The sequence below is a fragment of the Streptomyces sp. NPDC088923 genome (genome assembly GCF_044749745.1).
Lineage (GTDB): Bacteria > Actinomycetota > Actinomycetes > Streptomycetales > Streptomycetaceae > Streptomyces.
Genome location: NZ_JBIVIO010000001.1, coordinates 1,339,376 through 1,359,164 on the forward strand (window position 1 = coordinate 1,339,376; position 19,789 = coordinate 1,359,164).

Genomic DNA, 19,789 nt, shown 5'->3' on the forward strand with positions numbered 1-19,789 from the left:
CTTCGCTAGGGGATTTGCTATGACAGCTGTGCAGACGGTCGGCCTTCCGCTCACCGCCGGCCAGAAGGACATCTGGTTCGACGTGAAACTCTCCGGCGGGGGCGCGACCTACAACACCGCCATCTACTGGGACATCCGCGGGCCGCTCGACGCGGACCTCTTCCGTACGGCGCTCGCGCGGCTCGCCGAGGAGTCGGAGTGCCTGCGGCTCCGGTTCGACGAACAGGACGGCGAACCCCGCCAGTTCGTCGAGCCGCTCGCCGCGCTGCCGCTCACCGTCACCGACGTCAGCGCCGCGGCCGACCCCGCGCGGGCCGCCGAGCAGGCGATCCGGGCCGACCTCGCGGTGCCCTTCCCGCTCGACGAGATGCCCGGGCAGGGGCCGCACGTGCCGCTCTTCCGCATGAGCGTGTTCACGCTCGGCCCCGAGCGCGTCTTCTTCTGCCTGCTCAACCACCACCTGGTCTCCGACGGCTTCAGCTACGTCATCTACTTCGAGCGGCTGGCCGAGATCTACACGTCCCTGCTCGACGGCACCTCGCCAGACGAGAACCGTTTTCCCCCGCTCGCCGAACTGGTCGGCGCCGAGGCCGCGTACACCGCCTCGGCGAAGGGCGCGCGCGATGCCGCGTACTGGCGCGAGCAGGTGGGCGACGGCCCCGAGCTGATCACCCTCGCCACCAGGGACGCCGAGCCGGCCCAGTCCTTCCACCAGGAGACCGCGGTGCTGCCGGGGACGACGACCGAGCTGCTGCGCGCGGTCGCCTGGGAGTCCCGGGTGACCTGGCAGACCGTGCTCGCCGCCGCGCTCGGTGCCTACACCGCCCGGACCACCGGCACCGAGGACGTCCTCCTCGCGCTGCCGGTGACGGCCCGGGTCGGCGCCGCGATGCGCCGCATCCCCGGCATGGTCGTGAACAACGTCCCGCTGCGCCTGGCCGTGTCCGCCCGCACCACCCGCGAAGAGCTGCTCACGGCGGCGTACCGGACCTTCTCCTCGGGGCTCAAGCACCAGCGCCACCGGGTCAGCGCCATCCGTCGCGCGATGGGCCTGCCGAGCGACGACCGGCGCCCCTTCGGCCCGTTCCTCAACATGATGCCGCAGGTCGAGAAGCTGGCCATCGGCCCCTGCGAGGCCACCATCTACAGCCCCTCCACGGGCCTCGTCGACGACCTCGAATTCACCGTCGCTGACAAGGGCGACGCGGGCATCGGGATCGACCTCAGCGGCAACACCGCCCGCTACGACCGCGCCGAGGTCCGCGCCCACCTGAGCCGGTTCACCGCCTTCCTCGGCGCCTTCCTCCAGGCCGCGCCCGACGCCCCGCTCGGCGACCTCGACCTGCTCGGCGACGAGGAGCGCGCGGACCTCGCCGCCGCGCTCACCGGGCCCGTCCGCGCCACGCCCTACCGGGGCGTCGTCGAGCGCGTACGCGAGCACGCCGCCCGGGCACCGCACGCGGTCGCCGTCACCGACGACGAGGGCGGCATCGACTACGCCACGCTCGTCGGCCGCGCCTCCGCCCTCTCGCGCCTGTTGGACGAGGCCGGCGCGAGGGGCCCGGTGGCCGTCCTCACCGAGCCCGGCCGGGACTTCGTCACCGCGGAACTCGGCGTCCTCGGTGCCGGACGGGCCTTCGTGCCGCTCGACCCCGGAGCCCCGCGGGACCGCCTGCTCGCGCTGCTGCGGGACAGCGGCGCCGGGTTCGTGCTCACGCAGGACGCCCACGCCGGCAGGGCGCGCGAGGCCGCGGCGGCGCTTCGCGCCCCGCTGCCCGTGCACGTGCTCGACACCACCGCCGACGCCCCCGACGAACTCGCCCCGGTCACCGGCGGCCCGCTCGATCTCGCCTACGTCATCTACACCTCGGGCTCCACGGGCAAGCCCAAGGGCGCCATGGTGCAGCGCGGCGGCATGGTCAACCATCTCCTCGCCAAGATCGAGGAGTTCGGCCTGACCGCCGACGACGCCCTCGTCCACAACGCGCCCGTCACGTTCGACGTCACCGTCTGGCAGACCCTGACCGCCCTGCTCGTCGGGGGCCGCGTACGCGCCTTCGGCCGGGGCGACGCCGCCGACCCCGACGCCCTCTTCCCCGCCATCGGCGCCGAGTCGCTCACCGTCATCGAGGTCGTCCCCTCGCTGCTGCGCGCCACCCTCGACGTGTGGGACGCGGGGGGCACGGCACCGCGGCTGCCCGCCCTGCGCTGGATGATCTCCAACGGCGAGGCGCTCCCCGCCGACCTGTGCGCGCGCTGGTTCGCCCGCTACCCCGAGGTGCCGCTCGCCAACCTCTACGGCCCCACCGAGTGCTCGGACGACGTCACCCACGCCTACCTCACCGGCCCCGCCGCCCTGGACGCCCCCGTCGTGCCCATCGGCCGGCCCCTGCGCAACACCCGCCTCCACGTCCTCGGCGCGGACCTGCGCCCCGTGCCGCGCGGGGTGCGGGGCGAGCTGTTCATCTCCGGCGCGGGAGTCGGCCGCGGCTACCTCGGCGACCCCGCCCGTACCGCCACCACCTTCCTGCCCGACCCCTTCGCCGCCGACGGTTCCCGCATGTACCGCACCGGCGATCACGTCGTGCTGCGGCCGGACGGGCAGCTCGCGTTCATCGGCCGCGTCGACCACCAGGTCAAGATCCGCGGCCAGCGCATCGAACTCGGCGAGGTCGAGACGGCCCTGCGCGAACTGCCGGGGATCGCCGAGGCGGTCGCGGTCGCGGTCACGGACCCGGCCGGGCAGAAGCGGCTCGTCGGCTACGTCGTCGGCGACGGCCCGCGTCCCGACACCGTGGCCGCGCGCGACCTTTTGGCGCGGCGGCTGCCCGGCGCGCTCGTGCCCTCGGTCCTCGTCGCCCTGGACGAACTGCCCCTGACCGCGCACGGCAAGGTGGACCGCAAGTCCCTGCCGACGCCCGACTTCGGCGGCGCGGCGCGGAAGGCGGTCGCGCGCACGGACGAGGAGAGGACCCTGTGCGCGGTCTTCGCCGAGGTGCTCGGCCTGCCCGAAGCGGGTCCCCAGGACAGCTTCTTCGCCCTCGGCGGCGACAGCATCAGCTCCCTCCAGGTGGTCAGCGGGGCGCGCAGGGAAGGTCTTGTCATCACCGCGCGCGACGTCTTCCGGCACCGCACCCCGGCAGCCATCGCCGCCGCCGCGGGGCGCGCGGAGGAGAACGCGCCGCTCGTGGAGGACGGCATCGGGGAAGTCGAACTGCTGCCGGTGGCCGACCAGCTGCGTGAGCTGCTGGCCCACCGCCCGGTCGAGACGGCGGAGTTCGCCCAGTACGCCACCGTCGTCGTGCCCCCGGAGGTGGACGGCGCCCGCCTGGAACGCGCGCTCCAGGCGGTCATCGACCGACACGACACCCTGCGACTGCGCCTCTCCGCTCCCGTGCCCGGCCTGTGGTCCCTGGAGACCCGGCCGCGCGGCACCGTCGCGGCGGCCGATGTGCTCCGTACGGTCACGATCCCGCCGGAGGGCGACCGCGAAGCCGTCCTCGCCGCCGAACTGGCCGCCGCGCGCGCACGGTTGCGCCCGCTGGAGGGCCTCGTCGCGCAGGCGGTCCTGCTGGTGACGGACCCGGAGGACACGCGGGCGCGGGAGTCCGGGGGCACGCGTGCGGAGACGGCCGGGAGCGCGCCGGAGGCGACCGCTCGCACCCTTCTCCTCGTCGTGCACCACCTCGCCGTGGACGGCGTCTCCTGGCGGATTCTGCTGCCCGATCTGCGAGCGGCCTGGGAGGCGGTCGCCGCCGGGCGCGAGCCGGCCATCGACCCGGTCCCGACCTCCTACCGGCGCTGGGCGACGGCCCTCTCGCAGGAGGCCCGCGCCGCGGACCGCGTCGCCGAACTGCCCTTGTGGACCGAGCCGTCGGCGGAGCCGGGGATCACGCTCACCGACCAGCCGCTCGACCCGGCGCGTGACGTGCGCGGGAGCGCGGGACGGCTGCGCCTGGAACTGTCCGCCGAGCACACCGCCGCGCTGCTCACGACCGTGCCCGCCGCCTTCCACGCCGAGATCAACGAGGTGCTCCTGACGGGCCTCGCCCTCGCACTCGCCGACCGCGCCGACCGCGCCGGTTCCCCCGCCACCCGCGCCGTGGTCGAACTGGAGGGCCACGGGCGCGAGCAGATCGCGGGGGACCTCGACCTGTCCCGTACCGTCGGCTGGTTCACCAGCGTCTACCCCCTCGGCCTCGACGTGGGAGGGCTCGACCGGGACGACGTCCGGGAGGGCGGGCCGTCCCTCGGCGTCGCGGTGCGGCGCACCAAGGAGGCGCTGCGCGCCCTGCCCGACCACGGCATCGGCCACGGCCTGCTGCGCCACCTCAACCCGCAGACCGCGGGCGTCCTGGCCCGCACCCCCGTCCCGCAGCTCGGCTTCAACTACCTGGGCCGGTTCACCGCCGCGGGCGGCGACTGGTCCATGGAGGCGGGCGGCGCCGGGCAGACGATGGCGCCGGGCACCCCCCTGCGCCAGCCGGTGGAGCTCGTCGCCGTGACCGAGGACCGCGCCGAGGGGCCCGTCCTGGTCGCCGACTGGACCTGGGCCTCCGCCCTGCTCGACGAGGACGGTGTACGGGAGCTGGCCGAGGGCTGGTTCCGGGCCCTGCGCACCCTCGCCGCGCACGCGGACCGGCCGGGAACCGGCGGGCGCATCCCGGCCGAGTTCCCGCTCGTGGAGCTCGCGCAGGAGGAGATCGACACCTACGCGACCGAGCTGCGCGGGGTGAGCGACATCCTGCCGCTCTCGCCCCTCCAGCGGGGGCTGCTCTTCCAGGCCGAGTTCGACCGGCAGGGCATGGACGCCTACACCCTCCAGGTCGTCATGGACATCGGCGGCCGCATGGACAGCGCCGCCCTGCGGGCCGCCGCCGTCGCCCTCGTCGACCGCAATCCGGGCCTGCGCGCCCGGTTTCGCGAACGGGAGAACGGCGACCCGGTCCAGCTGATCCCCGACCGCGTCGAGCTGCCCTGGGAGGAGGTGGACCTCACGCACGTCGACGCGGCCGAGGTGGACGCGGAGGTGGCGCGCAGGACCGACCAGGAGTGGCTGCGCCGCTTCGACGTGACCAGCGGCCCGCTGACCCGGTTCACGGTCTACCGCCTCGCCGACGACCGGCACCGCGTCGTGTGGACCACGCACCACATGCTCGTCGACGGCTGGTCGCTCTCCGCCGTGCTCGCGGAGGAACTCGTCACCCTGTGGTCCAACGGTGCCGACACCACCGCCCTCGCCCGCGTGGCCCCCGCCGCCCGCTATCTTCAGTGGTCGGCCGCTCAGGACAAGGAAGCGGCACGCGCGGCATGGCGAGCCGAACTCGCCGGCCTGGAAGGGGACGGCGCCACCCGCCTCGGACCCGCCGACCGGGACCGGGTCTCCGTACTGCCCGAGACCCTCGTCGCCGACATCCCCGCCGAGGTCACCGCCGCCCTCACCCCCTGGGCGCACCGCCACGGCATCACCCTGAACACGGTGATGCAGGGCGCTTGGGCGGCCGTGCTCGGCGCGCTCACCGGGCGCGAGGACGTCGCCTTCGGTGCCGTGGTGTCCGGCCGGCCGGCCGAACTCCCCGAGGTGGAGCGGATGGTGGGCGCGTTCCTGCACACCCTGCCGGTCCGCGTCCGGCTCGACGCGGAGCAGCCCTTCGCGGATTTGCTCTCCGAACTCCAGGACCGCCGGCTCGGCCTCGAACCCCATTACCACCTGGGCCTCGCCGAGGTGCAGTCCTGCGCGGGCACCGGGGAACTGTTCGACACGGTCGTCAGCTTCCACAACTACCCCTCCGGGGTCCTCGACCGGATCGGTGAGCACGTCCCGGGGCTGACCATGCTCGGCTGGAAGGCCCGCGTCGTCGCCGAGTACCCCTTGGCGATCGGGGTCTTCCCCGGCACCGACGGGGAGTTGCGGGTCGAGGCCCAGTACCGCCCCGACGTGTTCGACGCGGAACGGGTGGACTCCTTCGTGCGGCGCTTCATCCGGGTGCTGGAGGCCCTCGCCGCCGATCCGGCCATCCCGCTCGGCCGGGTGCACACCCTCGCCGAGGACGAGCGGCGACGGCTCACCGAGGACTGGTCGGGAGCCCGGGCCGCACTGCCCGAACCCGCCCTGCTCGCCACCGACACCGTGGAGCGGTGGGCCGCCTGGTTCCCGCGCAAGGCCGCGGTGCGGCTCGGCGAGGAGGTGCTCGACTACACGGAGCTGAACACCCGCGCCAACCGGCTCGCGCGGCTGCTCGTCGCGCGCGGCGTACGCCCCGAACAGCCCGTCGCCGTCCTGCTGCCGCGCCGTCCGGAGCTGGTCGTCGCCGCCCTCGCCGCGATGAAGGCGGGAGCCGTGTTCCTGCCGGTCGACACCGACTACCCGGCCGACCGCGTCGGCTACCTCGTCGACGACGCCCGCCCCGCGGTGCTCATCACGGACACCACGACCGCGGCCCGCCCGGCGGGCCTGCCGGACCTCGACGCCGCACCCCTCGTCCTCGACTCGCCCGCCCTCGCGGCCGAGCTGGACCGCCTCTCCGGCGACGACCTCACCGACGCGGACAGGAACGGGGCCCTCGACCCGCGCCACCCCGCGTACGTCATCTACACCTCCGGCTCCACAGGCCGCCCCAAGGGCGTCGCCGTGCCGCACTCCGGGCTGATGGCGATGGCCGACAGCCTCACCGAGCGGTTCGACCTCGACCACGACGTGCGCGTCCTGCAGTTCGCCTCCTTCAGCTTCGACGCCTCGGTCTTCGGCATCATGCTGGCGCTGCTCAACGGCGGCACCCTCGTCATCGCCGACGAGGAACACCGCACCCCCGGCCGGCCGCTCGTCGACCTGATCAACGAGGCCCGCGTCAACCTGGTGGCGCTGCCGCCGGTCGTGGCCGGAGCACTCCCCGAGGGCTCCCGGCTCCCGGCGGACCTGCGCATGGTGGTGACCGGCGAGGCCGTGCCCGCCGAGGTCGTCGACCGCTGGGCGGGCTCCGTACGGCTGTTCAACGGGTACGGGCCCACCGAAGCCGTCGTCGGCTGCACCGTCAGCGGCCCCCTGGCACCCGGCTGCGGCCGTCCGCCCATCGGCCGCCCCACCAGCGCGCACCGCGTGTACGTCCTGGACCGGGCGCTGCGCCCGGTGCCCACCGGCGGGACCGGCGAGCTGTACGTCGGCGGCGGACTGGCGCGCGGTTACCTCGGCAGGCCCGGGCTGACCGCCCAGCGGTTCCTGCCCGACCCGTACGGACCGCCCGGCAGCCGTATGTACCGCACCGGCGACCTGGTGCGCTGGCTCCCCGACGGCGAACTCGACTACCTGGACCGGGGCGACGACCAGGTGCAGTTGCGCGGCATCCGTGTCGAACTCGGCGAGATCAGTACGGCGCTGACCGCGGCGCCCGGCGTCGAGCAGGCCGTCGCCGTGATGCGCGAGGACGAGGCGGGGGAGCGGCGTCTGGTCGCGTACGTGGTCGCCCCGGGCGCGGACACCGGCGCGCTGCGCGAGCGGCTCGTACGGGAACTGCCCGACTACATGGTGCCCTCGGCCGTCGTCGCGCTGGACGCCCTCCCCCTGACCACCAACGGCAAGCTCGACCGCGCCGCCCTGCCCGACCCGCTCTTCGGCACCGGTGCGCGCGGACGCGCCCCGCGCACGCCCGTCGAGGAGATCCTGTGCGGTCTCTTCTCCGGCATCCTGGACAGGGAGGAGGTCTGGGCCGACGACGACTTCTTCGAGATCGGTGGCCACTCGCTGCTCGCCACCCGGCTGGTCAGCCGGGCGCGCGCCGTCCTCGGGGTGGAACTCCCCATCCGCGCCCTGTTCGAGGCCCGTACCCCGGCCGCCCTCGCCGCCCGCGTGGAGGGCGCCGAGCGGGCCCGCCCGGCGCTGGTCCCCGCGCCCGCCGCGGCCGGACGCCCGCTCTCCTTCACGCAGCAGCGGCAGTGGTTCCTCAACCGCCGCGAGGGCAGCGACGACGGCTCGTTCAACTCCGTCCTGGCCTTCCGGATCACCGGGCAGCTGGACGCGGAGGCCCTGCGCGCGGCCTTGCGCGACCTCGCCGAACGGCACGAGGTGCTGCGCACCGTCATGCCGGAGGAGGACGGCCTGCCCACCCTGCGGGTCCTGGACGCCACGGCCGGGGCCCCCGCGCTCAAGGTGGTGCGGGTGCCCGCGGACGAGGTGGGCGCGGCGGTGGCCGCCGAGGCGGACCGCGGCTTCGACCTCACCGCGCGGACGCCGTTGCGGGTGCGCCTCTTCCCGGCCGGGCCGCAGGAGTACGTCCTGCTCTTCGTGCTCCACCACATCGCCTTCGACGGCTGGTCCATGGGCCCCTTCCTCGACGACTTCGCCGCCGCCTACCGGGCCAGGAGCAAGGGGCAGGCGCCGCACTGGCGGCCGCTGCCCGTCCAGTACGCCGATTTCGCCGTGTGGCAGCGCGCGCTCCTCGGCGAGGAGGAGGACCCGGAGAGCCTCGCCGCCGAACAGCTCGACTTCTGGCGTGACGCGCTCGCCGGAGTCCCCGAGGAGACCCCGCTGCCCACCGACTTCCCGCGCCCCGCCCGGGGCAGCAGGGAGGGCGAGGTGGTGCTCTTCGACATCGACTCCGCGCTCCAGGCGTCGGTGCGCGAGCTGGCGCGGGCCACCGGCACCACCGAGTTCATGGTCTTCCAGGCGGCCCTTTCCGCCTTGCTGACGAGGCGGGGCGCGGGCACCGACATTCCGGTGGGTGTCTCGGTGGCGGGCCGGGCCGACGACGCGCTGGCGGATGTTGTCGGGATGTTCCTCAACACCCTGGTCCTGCGCGGCGACACCAGTGGCGACCCGACCTTCCGCGAGCTTCTCGACCGGCTCAGGGAGACCGACCTCGCCGCGTTCTCGCACCAGGACGTGCCCTTCGACCGGGTCGTGGACGCGCTGCGGCCGGCCCGCACGCTCAACCGGCACCCGCTCTTCCAGGTCTCCCTCACCGTGCAGTTCGACGGGGTCCGCGAGCTGGGCCTGCCCGGTCTGACCACGCGCCCCGAGTACGTCCCCTCGCGCCAGGCCAAGCTCGACCTCGTCGTCGAGGTGGTGCCCTCATTCGGCGGGGACGGCATGCAGGGCCTGCTGACCTTCAGCAAGGACCTGTTCACGCGGGAGACGGCGCAGACCCTGGCGCGGCAGCTCACGCAGGTGCTCCGGGACGCCGTGGCCGACCCGGACGTGCGCCTCGCGGACCTGCGGATCGCGGGAGCGGACGGCGCCGGGGAAGCGGACGGCGCCGGGGAAGCGGACGGCGCGGAGGAGGCGGCGGCGCACCGCACGGCGGAGGAGACGCCCGAGGAGGACGGCTTCGCCGCGATCGTGCGGGAACTGCCCGACGTGACCCTGCTCGATCTCTTCGCCGAGCGCGTCGCCGAGAGCCCCGACGCCACCACCGGTACGGGCCCCCGGGCCCAGACCTACGCCGAACTCGACCGGTGCGCCGACGTGTTCGCCCGCGCCCTGCTCGCCGCCGGGGCCACTGCCGAGCGGACCGTGGCGCTCGCCGTGCCCCGCGCCGCGGACCAGGCCGTCGCGGCACTCGCCGTCCTCAAGGCGGGCGCGGCGTACGTGCCGCTCGCCGCCGAGCGGTCCGCCGAGGCGACGCGGGCCCTGTTCGCCGACCTCGACCCGGTGTGCGTCGTGGCCTCCGCGGGCCTCGCCGGGCGGCTGCGGGCCACCGGGGTGCCGGTCCTCGTCCTCGACGTCGCCGAACTGCGGGCCGGGCCGGGCGTGCCGGGGGTCGCGAGCGGCTCCGCGCGCGTACGCCCGGAGCAGGCCGCCTACGTGATCCCCGGCAACACCTCGGGCACCGTCGTCGAGCACCGGACGGCCGCCGCCCGTGTCTCGGCGGCGCTCGACGCGGGGCGCTCCGAGGAGGCCGGGCTGTTCGGGGCCCTGCTGGCGGGAACCGGCGTCGCGACCCGCGAGCGCCCGCCCGCCCGGTGGGCCGCGCCGGACACGTTCCCGGCGACCACGCGAGGGACGGACGCCCACGGCTACGTACTCGACGCGAGCCTGCGCCCGGCCGAGGAGGGGGAGCTGTACCTCGCGGGCGCCGCCGTCGCCAGGGCCTACGCGGGCCGGGCCGGCGCCACCGCCCAGCGCTTCGTCCCCGACCCCTGGGGCGGCGCGGGCGCGCGGATGTGGCGGACCGGCCGCGAGGTGACCCGGGGCGGCCGTACGGCCAAGACGCCCGGTGGGGCCGGGACGCCCGCCGGGACCGGGACCGTACCGGCGCCGGAGGCCGTGGCGGCCGACCCGGTCGTCGAGGCGCTGTGCGCGCTCGTCGCCGAGGTGGTGGGGGCCGAGACCGTGTCGGCGCGGGAGAACTTCTTCGAGACGCGCTCCATGGACAGCATGAAGTCGCTGCGCCTGGTGGCCCGCGCCCGCAAGGCCGGGATCGGCATCACCATCGCCGACGTCTTCCAGCACCAGAGCGTCGCGGCCCTCGCCGCCGCCCTGCGCTCCGCCCAGGCACCCGCCCCCGCGGAAGCGCCGGCCCCCGCGGAAGAGCCCGCCCCGGCACCCGCCCGGGCCAAGGCTCCCCGGCTGCGCGAATCCGTGCGGGGGATGGCCGAGGCGATCGCGGAGACCGGGGAAGCGGACGACGCGGACACCTTCGCGCCCGTCCTGAGCATCCGGCCCACCGGGGACCGCCCGCCCGTCTTCTGCGTGCACAGCGGCGTCGGCCTCGCCCTGTCCTATCTGCCGCTGGCCCGCTACATCGGGGCGGAACACCCCCTGTACGGACTCCAGTCGCCGGCCGTCGTCGACGGCGCCCCGCTCCCCGGCAGCATCGAGGAGAACGCGGCCGCGTACGTGAAGCTCATCCGCGAGGTGCGCCCCGAGGGGCCGTACCACCTGCTCGGCTGGTCGTACGGGGGCCTGCTCGCCTACGAGATCGCCGTGCAGCTGCGGGCCGCGGGGCAGCGGGTGGGGCTGCTCGCCAATCTCGACGCCTACCCGCGTACCGACGTCGTCGACGAGCGCGACGTCCAGCAGAGCCTGGCGTGGCTCCTGGAGGGCATCGGGCACGATCCCGCGGAATACGCGGGCCGCGAGCTGACTTCGGCCGACGTCGTCGAGGCCCTTCGCCGGGACGACAGCCCGCTCGCCCGGCTGGGCGAGGAGCGGATGGGGCGCATGGTCGAGCTGATGGGCCGCCACCAGGTCCTCAACACGCGGTACCGGCCCGGCTCCTACGACGGGGAGATGCAGCTCTTCCTGGCGGACCGCTCGCCGTGGGGCGAGGTGACCGACAAGGAACGCCTCTGGGCCCCGCACACCCGGGGCCCGGTGCGGGTCCACCACGTCGACTGCGGGCACGACGACATGCTCTCGGGGGACAACCTCGACCGCATAGGCCGCGCCGTGGCCGCCGAACTGGAGCGGCTGCACGCGGACGGAGGAGCGCGGTGAGAGCGGCGTACTCCCGGGCGGCCACCCGCACCGGGGCCGCCCGGCGGCGCCGCGTGTGGGCGGCCGCCCGCCGGGCCGGCCTGCGCGGCGTCCTCGCGCTCTCCGGCCCCGGCCCGGCCGCGCACGCCCCCGACCCCGCCCACCGCACCCCTTCCATCCGGCCACCGCGCTCCACCCAGGACGATCGGACCCCGTCATGACGACCACCCTCCCCGCGGCGCCGACCCCCCAGGCGCCCACTCCCGGCCGGGCGCCCGCGGCGACCCCCCTGCCCGACGGGGCCCGGCCGGGCGGATTCAGGGCCTTCACGACCGAGGCCTTCGCCGTGTTCGGACGCAGGCTGACGCGGCTGCGCCGGGGGCCGGGCCGCGCCATCGGCATCGTGCTCAACCCGCTCGTGTCGATGGTGCTGCTCGGGTACCTCTTCCGGGACGCCATCTCCCTGCCCGCCGGGGGGAGTTATATCGAATACGTCTTCGCCGGCGGGGCCGTTCAGGTGGGGCTCGCCTGCGTGGGCCCGACCGCCGTGTCCATGGCGATGGACCTGCGGGGCGGGATCGTCGACCGGTTCAGGTCGCTGCCGATCAGCCGCTCCGCCGTGCCCTTCGGGCACACCGCCGCGGACTTCCTGACCGCCCTGGTCGCGCTCGCGGTCACCACCGGCGCCGGGCTCCTGCTCGGCTGGCGCTCGCACACGGGAGTGCTCCGCACGCTCGCCGGCTTCGCCCTGGTCGCCGCCTTCACGTACGTGATGCTGTGGCTCGGCGTGCTGCTCGCGATCACCCTGCGCAGCATCGAGACCATCAGCGTCGTCGCGCCGTTCATCGTGATCGTGCTGCCCTTCCTGTCCAGCGCCTTCCTCTCCCCGCGGTCCATGCCCGCCGCGATCCGCCCCCTAGCCGAGTGGAACCCCGTCAGCGCCGTCATCGCGGCCTGCCGCGACCTGTGGGGCAACCCCGCCACCACGGGGCCCGGCTTCGTCGGCGACCACCCCCTGGTCGTGGCCGCCGTGACGTCGAGCGCGCTGCTCACCGTCTGCTGTGCCGTCAGCCTGCGCCGGTTCCAGCGGCCCTGAACCGGCTTCCCGAAACCGCCCTGCACCCGTAGACCCAAGGAACGCCATGCCAGTCACAGCACGCGCGGCGGCGCCCGAGCCCGCCTCGCTCGACCTCACCGATCCGCAGACCTTCCTCGACGTCGACCAGCGCGCCATGTGGCGGCGGTTCCGTACCGAGAGCCCCGTCCACCGGCACCCGGGCACCCCCGGGTTCTGGGTGCTCTCCCGGTACGAGGACGCCGTCGCCGTCTACCGCGACAACAAGCGGTTCACCTCGGAGAAGGGCACGGTCCTCACCACTCTGCTCCAGGGCGAGGACTCGGCCGCGGGCAAGATGCTCGCCGTCACCGACGGGGCGCGCCACCGCGAGATCCGCAACCTGATGCTGAAGTCGTTCTCGCCGCGGGTCCTCGCGCCGGTCGTGGAGGGCGTCCACCGGCACACCCGCGAACTCCTCGGAGCGGCGGTGGCGCGCGACCGGATCGACTACGTCACCGACGTCGTCGACCACATCCCGATGCACACCATGGGCGACCTCCTCGACATCCCGGCCGCCGACCGCCCGCAACTGGTCGAGTGGAACACCCGCACGCTCTCGCGGCACAGCGGTGAGGAGAGCGAGTTCGAGTCCCTGATGGCACGCAACGAGATCCTCCTCTACCTCTCCCAGCTCGCGGCCGAGCGCCGGGCCAGGCCCGGGGACGACGTCCTGAGCACTCTCGCCACCGCCACCGTCGGCGGCGAGCCGCTCTCCGACGACGAGATCATCCTGAACAGCTACAGCCTCATCCTCGGCGGCGACGAGTCGACGCGGATGTCGATCATCGGCGGGCTCATCGCCCTCGCCGAGAACCCGGAGCAGTGGCGCCGGCTCAAGAGCGGCGAGGTCACCTCGGACGCGGCCACGGAGGAGATCCTGCGCTGGACGACCCCCGCCATGCACTTCGGGCGCCGCGCGCTCGTCGACGTGGAGCTGGGGGGCCGGACGATCAGGGCCGGGGACGTGGTGACCCTGTGGAACGCCTCCGCCAACTTCGACGAGGACGTCTTCACCGACCCGGACACCTTCGACGTCGGCCGCAGCCCGAACAAGCACGTGGTCTTCGGCCACGGCCCGCACTTCTGCCTCGGCGCCTTCCTGGGCCGGGTGCACGTGAACGCCATGGTGGAAGCGCTGAGCGCCATGGTCGCCGACATCACGTTGCTCGGCCCGCCCCGGCGGCTCTACTCCAACTTCATCAACGGCTACAGCGGACTGCCCGTCGCACTGCGCGCGGAGCCGGCCCGCCAGGAGGTGCGCTGACATGCGCCACGACATACGGACCACGGGCGGTACGCGGCTCGCGATCCTGCACACCGAGGCCCCCGCCGACACCTGGAGCGAGGCCCGCTGGGACGAGGTGCGCGGACACGTGCGCGAACTGCTCGGCAGCTTCGGCGTGGTGATGCTGCGCGGCGCGGGCGTCCGCGACACCGCCGCCTTCCACGCCTCCGTCAGCGGCTTCGGCCGTGACCTCATCCAGAGCTACCGCGGCGGCAACACGCCCCGCACGACGCTCTCCGAGGGCGTCTTCACCTCGACCGAGTACCCGGCGCGCTACGACATCACCCTGCACAACGAGCTCTCCTACGCGGCCAAGTGGCCCGATCGGCTGTACTTCTGCTGCCTCGACGCCCCCGACACCGGCGGCGCCACCCCGGTCTGCGACGGCGAGGCGCTGCTCGGCGCCCTCTCGCCCGAGGTCAGGGACCGCTTCGCCTCCGGTGTCGTGTACCACCAGTACCTGCACGGCGGGGCCGGGCTCGGCAAGTCGTGGCAGGACACCTTCGAGACGACGGACAAGGAGGCCGTGGGTGAGTTCCTCACCGCGTCGGCGGCGGAGTTCGAGTGGACCGGTGACGGGGGGCTTCGCGTCCGGCAGCACCGCCCCGGCACGGTGAAGAACCCGCGCACCGGCCGCGACACCTGGTTCAACCAGGCCGACCAGTGGCACCCCTCCAACCTCCCGGACGACGAGGGGGAGTTGCTGCTGTCGATCACGGAATCCGTCGCCGACCTGCCGCACTGGGTCACGTACGCCGACGGCACGCCGCTCTCCGACGCCGATCTGGCCGAGGTCCGCGCCGCCCAGGACGCGCACAAGCTGATCGAGCCCTGGCAGCGGGGAGACGTCATGATCGTGGACAACCACTCCGTACTGCACGGCCGACAGGCGTTCACCGGTACGCGCAAGGTCGTCGTCTCGATGACCTGAGCACCCCGGACGCGAGGGGCCCGGCGCGCACCCCGCCGGGCCCCGGCGCGTACCCGGGGCACCCCCAGGCCGCCGGACCCGGCCTAAGCCACCGCGACCGAGCCGGCGCGCACCGTACCCGCCCGCTCGGCCGACACCCGCACCCACCTGTCGAGCACGGCGGCCGCCGCGCCCGAGTCCACCGCCCTCGCCGCCCGCTCGAAGCCGGCGGCGAGCCGTGCCGTCAGCGCGCCGCCACCACCCTCCAGCGCGGCGAGTCCCGCGGCGGCGGAGAGCAGCACCGCGTCCCGGACGGGACCGGGGGCGCCCGCCAGGACCTCACGGGCCACCCGGGCGTTGTGGACGCGGTCCCCGCCCCGCAGGGCGTCCGCCGCGGCCCTTGGGACACCGATGTCCCGGGGGTCGAACGTCTCCCGGCGTATCCCGCCGCCGGACACCGACCAGACCGTGGAGGTCGTGGTGACCGTCAGCTCGTCCATCCCGTCGTCCCCCCGGAAGACCAGCGCGTCCGTACCGCGCCGCGCGAGCACCTCCGCCATGCGCCGCGCGAGCACCGGGTCGGCGACCCCGACCGCCTGGGCGGCGGGCCGCGCCGGATTGGCCAGGGGGCCGAGGGCGTTGAACACCGTACGGATACCCAGCTCACGGCGCGGTCCGGCGGCGTGCCGCATCGCGGGGTGGAACATCGGGGCGAAGCAGAAGGTGATGCCGGTCTCCTCGGCGATCGCGGCCACCTCGTGGGCGGGCAGCGCGAGCGACACCCCCAGCTCCTCCAGCACGTCGGCCGAGCCGCAGGCCGAGGAGGCCGAGCGGTTGCCGTGCTTCACGACCCGGGCCCCGGCCCCGGCCGCCACGAGGGCCGACATGGTGGAGACGTTGACGCTGTGCGAACCGTCGCCGCCCGTACCCACGATGTCGAGGCAGCGGCCCGGCACGGAGAGCGGCACCGCGTGCCGGAACATGCCGCGCACGAGTCCCTCGATCTCGACGGCCGTCTCGCCCTTCGCCCGCAGGCCCATCAGGAGCGCGGCGAGCCGCGCCGGACCCGCGGCACCGGACATGACCTCGCCCATCGCCCACTCGGCCTGCCCCTCGGACAGGTCCTCGCCGTCGAGCAGGGAACTCAGCAGTCGCGGCCAGTCGCGATGGCGCACGGCGGTGCCGGCGGAAATGTTCACGGCGGTGTTCACGGCGGTCTCCTCACGGGCGAAAAGATTCTCCCCCGAGTCTGCGAAACGCGGGGACCGCTTTCCAGACCAGTCCCGTACCAGCGGTGCGGACCAGTTCCGCACCGCGACCACGCCGGAATTCCCTCCGGAATTCCTCGCACGGAAGGGAAATCGAGCGTCATGCACGTGGCCATGGAAGTCCTGAGGGAATCCGGTGTTCCGCTGACTTCGCAGATCCAGCGATTCATCAAGGGCGAGGTGACCTCCGGTGTCCTGCACCCGGGCAGTCGTCTGCCCTCCAGCCGCAGCCTCGCCGACGACCTCGGTGTCTCGCGCAGCGTGGTCGTCGAGGCGTACGGGCAACTCGTCGCCGAGGGCTACCTGGAGGCGGTGCAGGGCGCGGGCACCCGCGTCGTCCGCCACCTGCGGCCCGCGCCGCCCGTGCCCACGCTCCTCGACGACGGCGGAGCCCCCGAGGTGCGCTGGGACCTGCGCCCCAACGCCCCCGCCTTCCCGCACTTCCCGCGCCGTGACTGGCTCAGCAGCTATCAGCGGGCCCTGCGCACCGCGGGAGCGGCCGACCACGACTACCCCCCGCCCGCCGGCGTACCGGCGCTGCGCGTCGAACTCGCCCACTACCTGGGCCGGGTGTGCGGGGTGCCCAGCACCCCGGACCAGATCATGGTCGTCGCCGGCTTCGCCCAGACCCTCGGCCTGCTCGGCGCGACGCTGCCGGCACTGGGCGTGGACGCCCTGGGGATGGAGAACCCCGGCCACCCGCGCCTGCGCCGCTTCGTGCGCGAGTGCGGACTGCGCCCGGTCCCGCTGCCGGTGGACGCCGAGGGCATCGACGTGGCGGCCCTGCGGGCCTCGGGGGTGCGCGCCGTGCTGGTCACCCCCGCCCACCAGTACCCGACCGGGGTGACGCTCTCCGACCGGCGCAGGGCCGCGCTCGCCGCGTGGGCGCGCGAGAGCGGCGGCTGGATCGTGGAGGACGACTACGACGGCGGGATCTGGTACGAGCGCGGCTCGCGCCGGCCGCTCGCGCTGCGCAGGCTCGCCCCCGAGCACGTCGTCTACGCGGGCACGGCGAGCAAGACCCTCGCGCCCGGTCTGCGCCTGGGCTGGCTCGCGGCCCCGCCCGCGCTCCTGGCCCCGCTGCTGCGCGCCCGTGCCCGGCACGACCTCGGCACCGACAGCCTGGCGCAACTGGCGTTCGCGGAGTTCCTGCGCGGCGGCCTGTACGACCGCCACCTGCGGCGCCTCAACGCGCTGTGCCGGGACCGCAGGTACGTACTGGAGGACGCTGTGCGACGGCACCTGCCCGGCGCCTCGGTGCCCGGCTCCGCGGCCGGACTGCACGCGTACATCCGCCTGCCCCCGCGCACCGACGAGGCGGCGCTGGTGGCGGGGGCGCTGAGCCGCTCCGTGCTGGTGCGCGGCGCGGCGGCGTTCCACGCGCGGGCGGGGGAAGGGGGACCCGCGCTCGTGGTGGGGCACGCCCAGCTTCCGCGCACCGGGATCGGCGAGGCGGTCGCGGTGCTCGGCGAGCTCCTCAGCTGACGGGCGCGGCCCGCGAGGCGAGGAAGTTGCGCATCATGGTGAGCCCGCCCGTCGTCATCACCGACTCCGGGTGGAACTGCACCCCTTCGACGGGCAGCGAGCGGTGCCTGAGCCCCATCACGTACCCGTGATCGGTGGCGACGGCCGTGGTCACCAGCTCGTCCGGGAGCGGCTCGGCCACCAGGAGGGAGTGGTAGCGGGTCGCCTCCAGGGTGTGGCCGAGCCCCTGGAAAAGGCCTGCCCCGTCGTGCCGTACGGTGCTGGTCCGGCCGTGCATGACCTGCTCGGCCACCTCGATCCGGCCGCCGTACGCGAGCCCGATGGCCTGGTGGCCCAGGCACACGCCGAGCAGCGGTACGCGGCCCGCGAACTCGCGCACCAGCTCCACGTGCCCGGAGTCCGCCGGGTGCCCGGGGCCCGGGCCGAGGACCACGGCGTCCGGTTCGAGCCCCGCCAGAGCTGCTGGTGTCCGGGTCAGGGAGCGCACGACGTGGGTGTCCGCGCCGAGCGTGCGCAGGTACTGGTCGATGATGTGCACGAAGCTGTCGTAGGCGTCGATCAGCAGAACCTTCACGGACGTGTCCCCTCACTGTCACTGTCCACGGCGGCCCCCGCCGCCTCCTCGCCGGTCGACAACTCCTCGCCGGTCAGCGCCCAGTACGCGGCGCCCATCTTCGCCAGCGTCTCCCGCCACTCCGCCGCCGGGTCCGACTGCGCGACCATGCCGGCCGAGCTCTGCGTGGAGTAGGTGGTGCCGTCGTACTCGATCGTGCGGATGCACAGCGCGAGTTCGCTCCAGCCGCGCACGTCGATGAGGCCCACAGCCCCCGCGTAGCCGCCGCGGCGCTCCTCCTCCAGGCCGTCGATGACCTCCATGGCCCGCAGCTTGGGAGCCCCGGTCATCGTTCCGGCGGGGAACGTCGCGCGGACCGCCTGCCAGACGTCGACGTCCGGCGCGAGGCGGCCGGAGACGGTGGACACCAGGTGGAAGACGTGCGAGAAGCTCTCGACCTCCATGAGCCGCTCCACCGGCTGGGTGCTGGGCCTGCTGACCCGGCCGATGTCGTTGCGGCACAGGTCGACCAGCATGATGTGTTCGGCCTGTTCCTTGCTGGACTCCCGCATCTCCTTGACGCGGCGCCTGTTCTCCTCCTCGTCCGGGCCCCGCCGGGCCGTGCCGGCGATGGGCCGCATCACGATCTCGTCGCCCGCGACGGCGTCGGGCTCGATCCGCAGGAACAGTTCCGGGCTCGCTCCGATCAGCGTGCCGCCCGCGCGCGGCATCACGTACATGTACGGCGAGGGGTTCCGGCCGCGCAGCCGCCGGTAGACGTCGAGCGGCGCGAGGTCCGTCGTGACGTCGATCCGGTGACCGAGCTGGATCTGGTAGAGGTCGCCGACCCGGATGTGCTCCAGGCAGAGCTCCGCCCAGCCCAGGAAGGTGTCCCGGCCGACGCTGTCGCGCACCGCGCGGGGCGCGGGCGCCTCGGGCACGGCCGCGGCCACGGCCCGCGCCGCGGCCGCGGCCGCCCGCGCCACGTCGGCGGCGGCGGGGGCCTGCGCGAACTCCGCGCTGAAAGCCCGTAGATGACGGGGGACAGCGCCCGACACGTCGTACCAGACGGTGTCCCTGAAGAGCGAGAGCGTGATGTCCGGACCGTGCGGAGTCTTGCTCCGCTTCGGCAAGGTCTCCATGTGCCACGCGGATTCGTACGCGAACGAGGCGAGGAACCCGAAGGCGTAGGCGCTCGGCGGTGGGCCGCCACTCAGCTCGAAGGTCCGCCGGAGCCGGCCGAGGGCCTCCCACAGCTGGTCCTGGCCGGTGAAGCGCAGCCGGTGCACGCCCTCCTCCGCGCCCGGCGGCACCTGCGGCGCGAGCCCCGCCGACCGCGCGGCCCGGGCGAGCAGCGCCGTCACGGCCGGTACGCCGTCGATGTCGACATGGCGCTCGTACACCCGTATCTCGGCGAGCCGGCCGACGCCGACGACGGCCGAGCGCCGGTCCTCGGCACTTCCCGAAAGGCTCTCCAGGAGGAACACGTCCGTGGCCGGCCGGTCGGCGGCCAACCTCTCGTAGAGGGCGAGCGGTTCGTGCCGCGGCAATGGAGCCGAAGTGATCCGCACCTCAATCTTTTCCGTTCCGTTCACAACGAACTCCCCCGCCGGAATGGCTGTCTGGACTGTGGGTGTGAAAAGAGTCAACCAACCGGTCGGCGAACGGGGCCAGACCAATTCCGCGGAGCCGATGCGGTCCATTCCCGAATTCCTTGACCGGGCGGGCGGGGGACTATGTAGTGGGCGCGTATTCGACGCC

The 19,789-nt window shown here is 74.3% G+C and carries 8 protein-coding genes; 5 read left to right on the plus strand and 3 right to left on the minus strand.

Going from position 1 to position 19,789, the window contains the following annotated elements:
- Positions 1–19 precede the first annotated feature (19 nt).
- From ACIP4O_RS06350 to ACIP4O_RS06365, 4 genes are all read left to right on the plus strand, one after another.
- Entirely contained in the window at positions 20–11,431 is an 11,412-nt protein-coding gene (locus ACIP4O_RS06350; protein WP_401572148.1) for an amino acid adenylation domain-containing protein, read from the plus strand.
- Positions 11,432–11,627: 196 nt separating this feature from the next.
- Positions 11,628–12,506, plus strand: coding sequence for an ABC transporter permease (locus ACIP4O_RS06355; protein WP_401572151.1), 879 nt, complete (start codon positions 11,628–11,630; stop codon positions 12,504–12,506).
- A 46-nt stretch (positions 12,507–12,552) separates the two neighbouring features.
- Positions 12,553–13,791 (plus strand): cytochrome P450, encoded by a 1,239-nt coding sequence (locus ACIP4O_RS06360; protein WP_401572154.1) that lies wholly within the window; start codon positions 12,553–12,555, stop codon positions 13,789–13,791.
- Between the two features lies 1 nt (position 13,792).
- Positions 13,793–14,743 (plus strand): TauD/TfdA family dioxygenase, encoded by a 951-nt coding sequence (locus tag ACIP4O_RS06365; RefSeq protein ID WP_401572157.1) that lies wholly within the window; start codon positions 13,793–13,795, stop codon positions 14,741–14,743.
- A gap of 83 nt (positions 14,744–14,826) precedes the next feature.
- Here the strand turns inward: ACIP4O_RS06365 and trpD are convergent, their stop codons facing one another.
- Positions 14,827–15,933 (minus strand): anthranilate phosphoribosyltransferase, encoded by a 1,107-nt coding sequence (gene trpD, locus ACIP4O_RS06370; protein ID WP_401572160.1) that lies wholly within the window; start codon positions 15,931–15,933, stop codon positions 14,827–14,829.
- Between the two features lie 159 nt (positions 15,934–16,092).
- Between trpD and ACIP4O_RS06375 the strand changes: the two genes are divergently transcribed.
- The gene (locus tag ACIP4O_RS06375; RefSeq protein ID WP_401572163.1) at positions 16,093–17,475 is read left to right on the plus strand and encodes a PLP-dependent aminotransferase family protein; all 1,383 of its coding nucleotides are present in this window, start codon (positions 16,093–16,095) and stop codon (positions 17,473–17,475) included.
- Here ACIP4O_RS06375 and ACIP4O_RS06380 read toward each other — a convergent pair.
- Positions 17,468–18,049 (minus strand): anthranilate synthase component II, encoded by a 582-nt coding sequence (locus ACIP4O_RS06380; protein ID WP_401572166.1) that lies wholly within the window; start codon positions 18,047–18,049, stop codon positions 17,468–17,470. The genes ACIP4O_RS06375 and ACIP4O_RS06380 overlap by 8 nt on opposite strands.
- Positions 18,046–19,599, minus strand: a complete 1,554-nt coding sequence (locus ACIP4O_RS06385) for an anthranilate synthase component I family protein (RefSeq protein WP_401572169.1) — start codon at positions 19,597–19,599, stop codon at positions 18,046–18,048. The genes ACIP4O_RS06380 and ACIP4O_RS06385 overlap by 4 nt, the downstream gene beginning before the upstream one ends.
- Positions 19,600–19,789 lie beyond the last annotated feature (190 nt).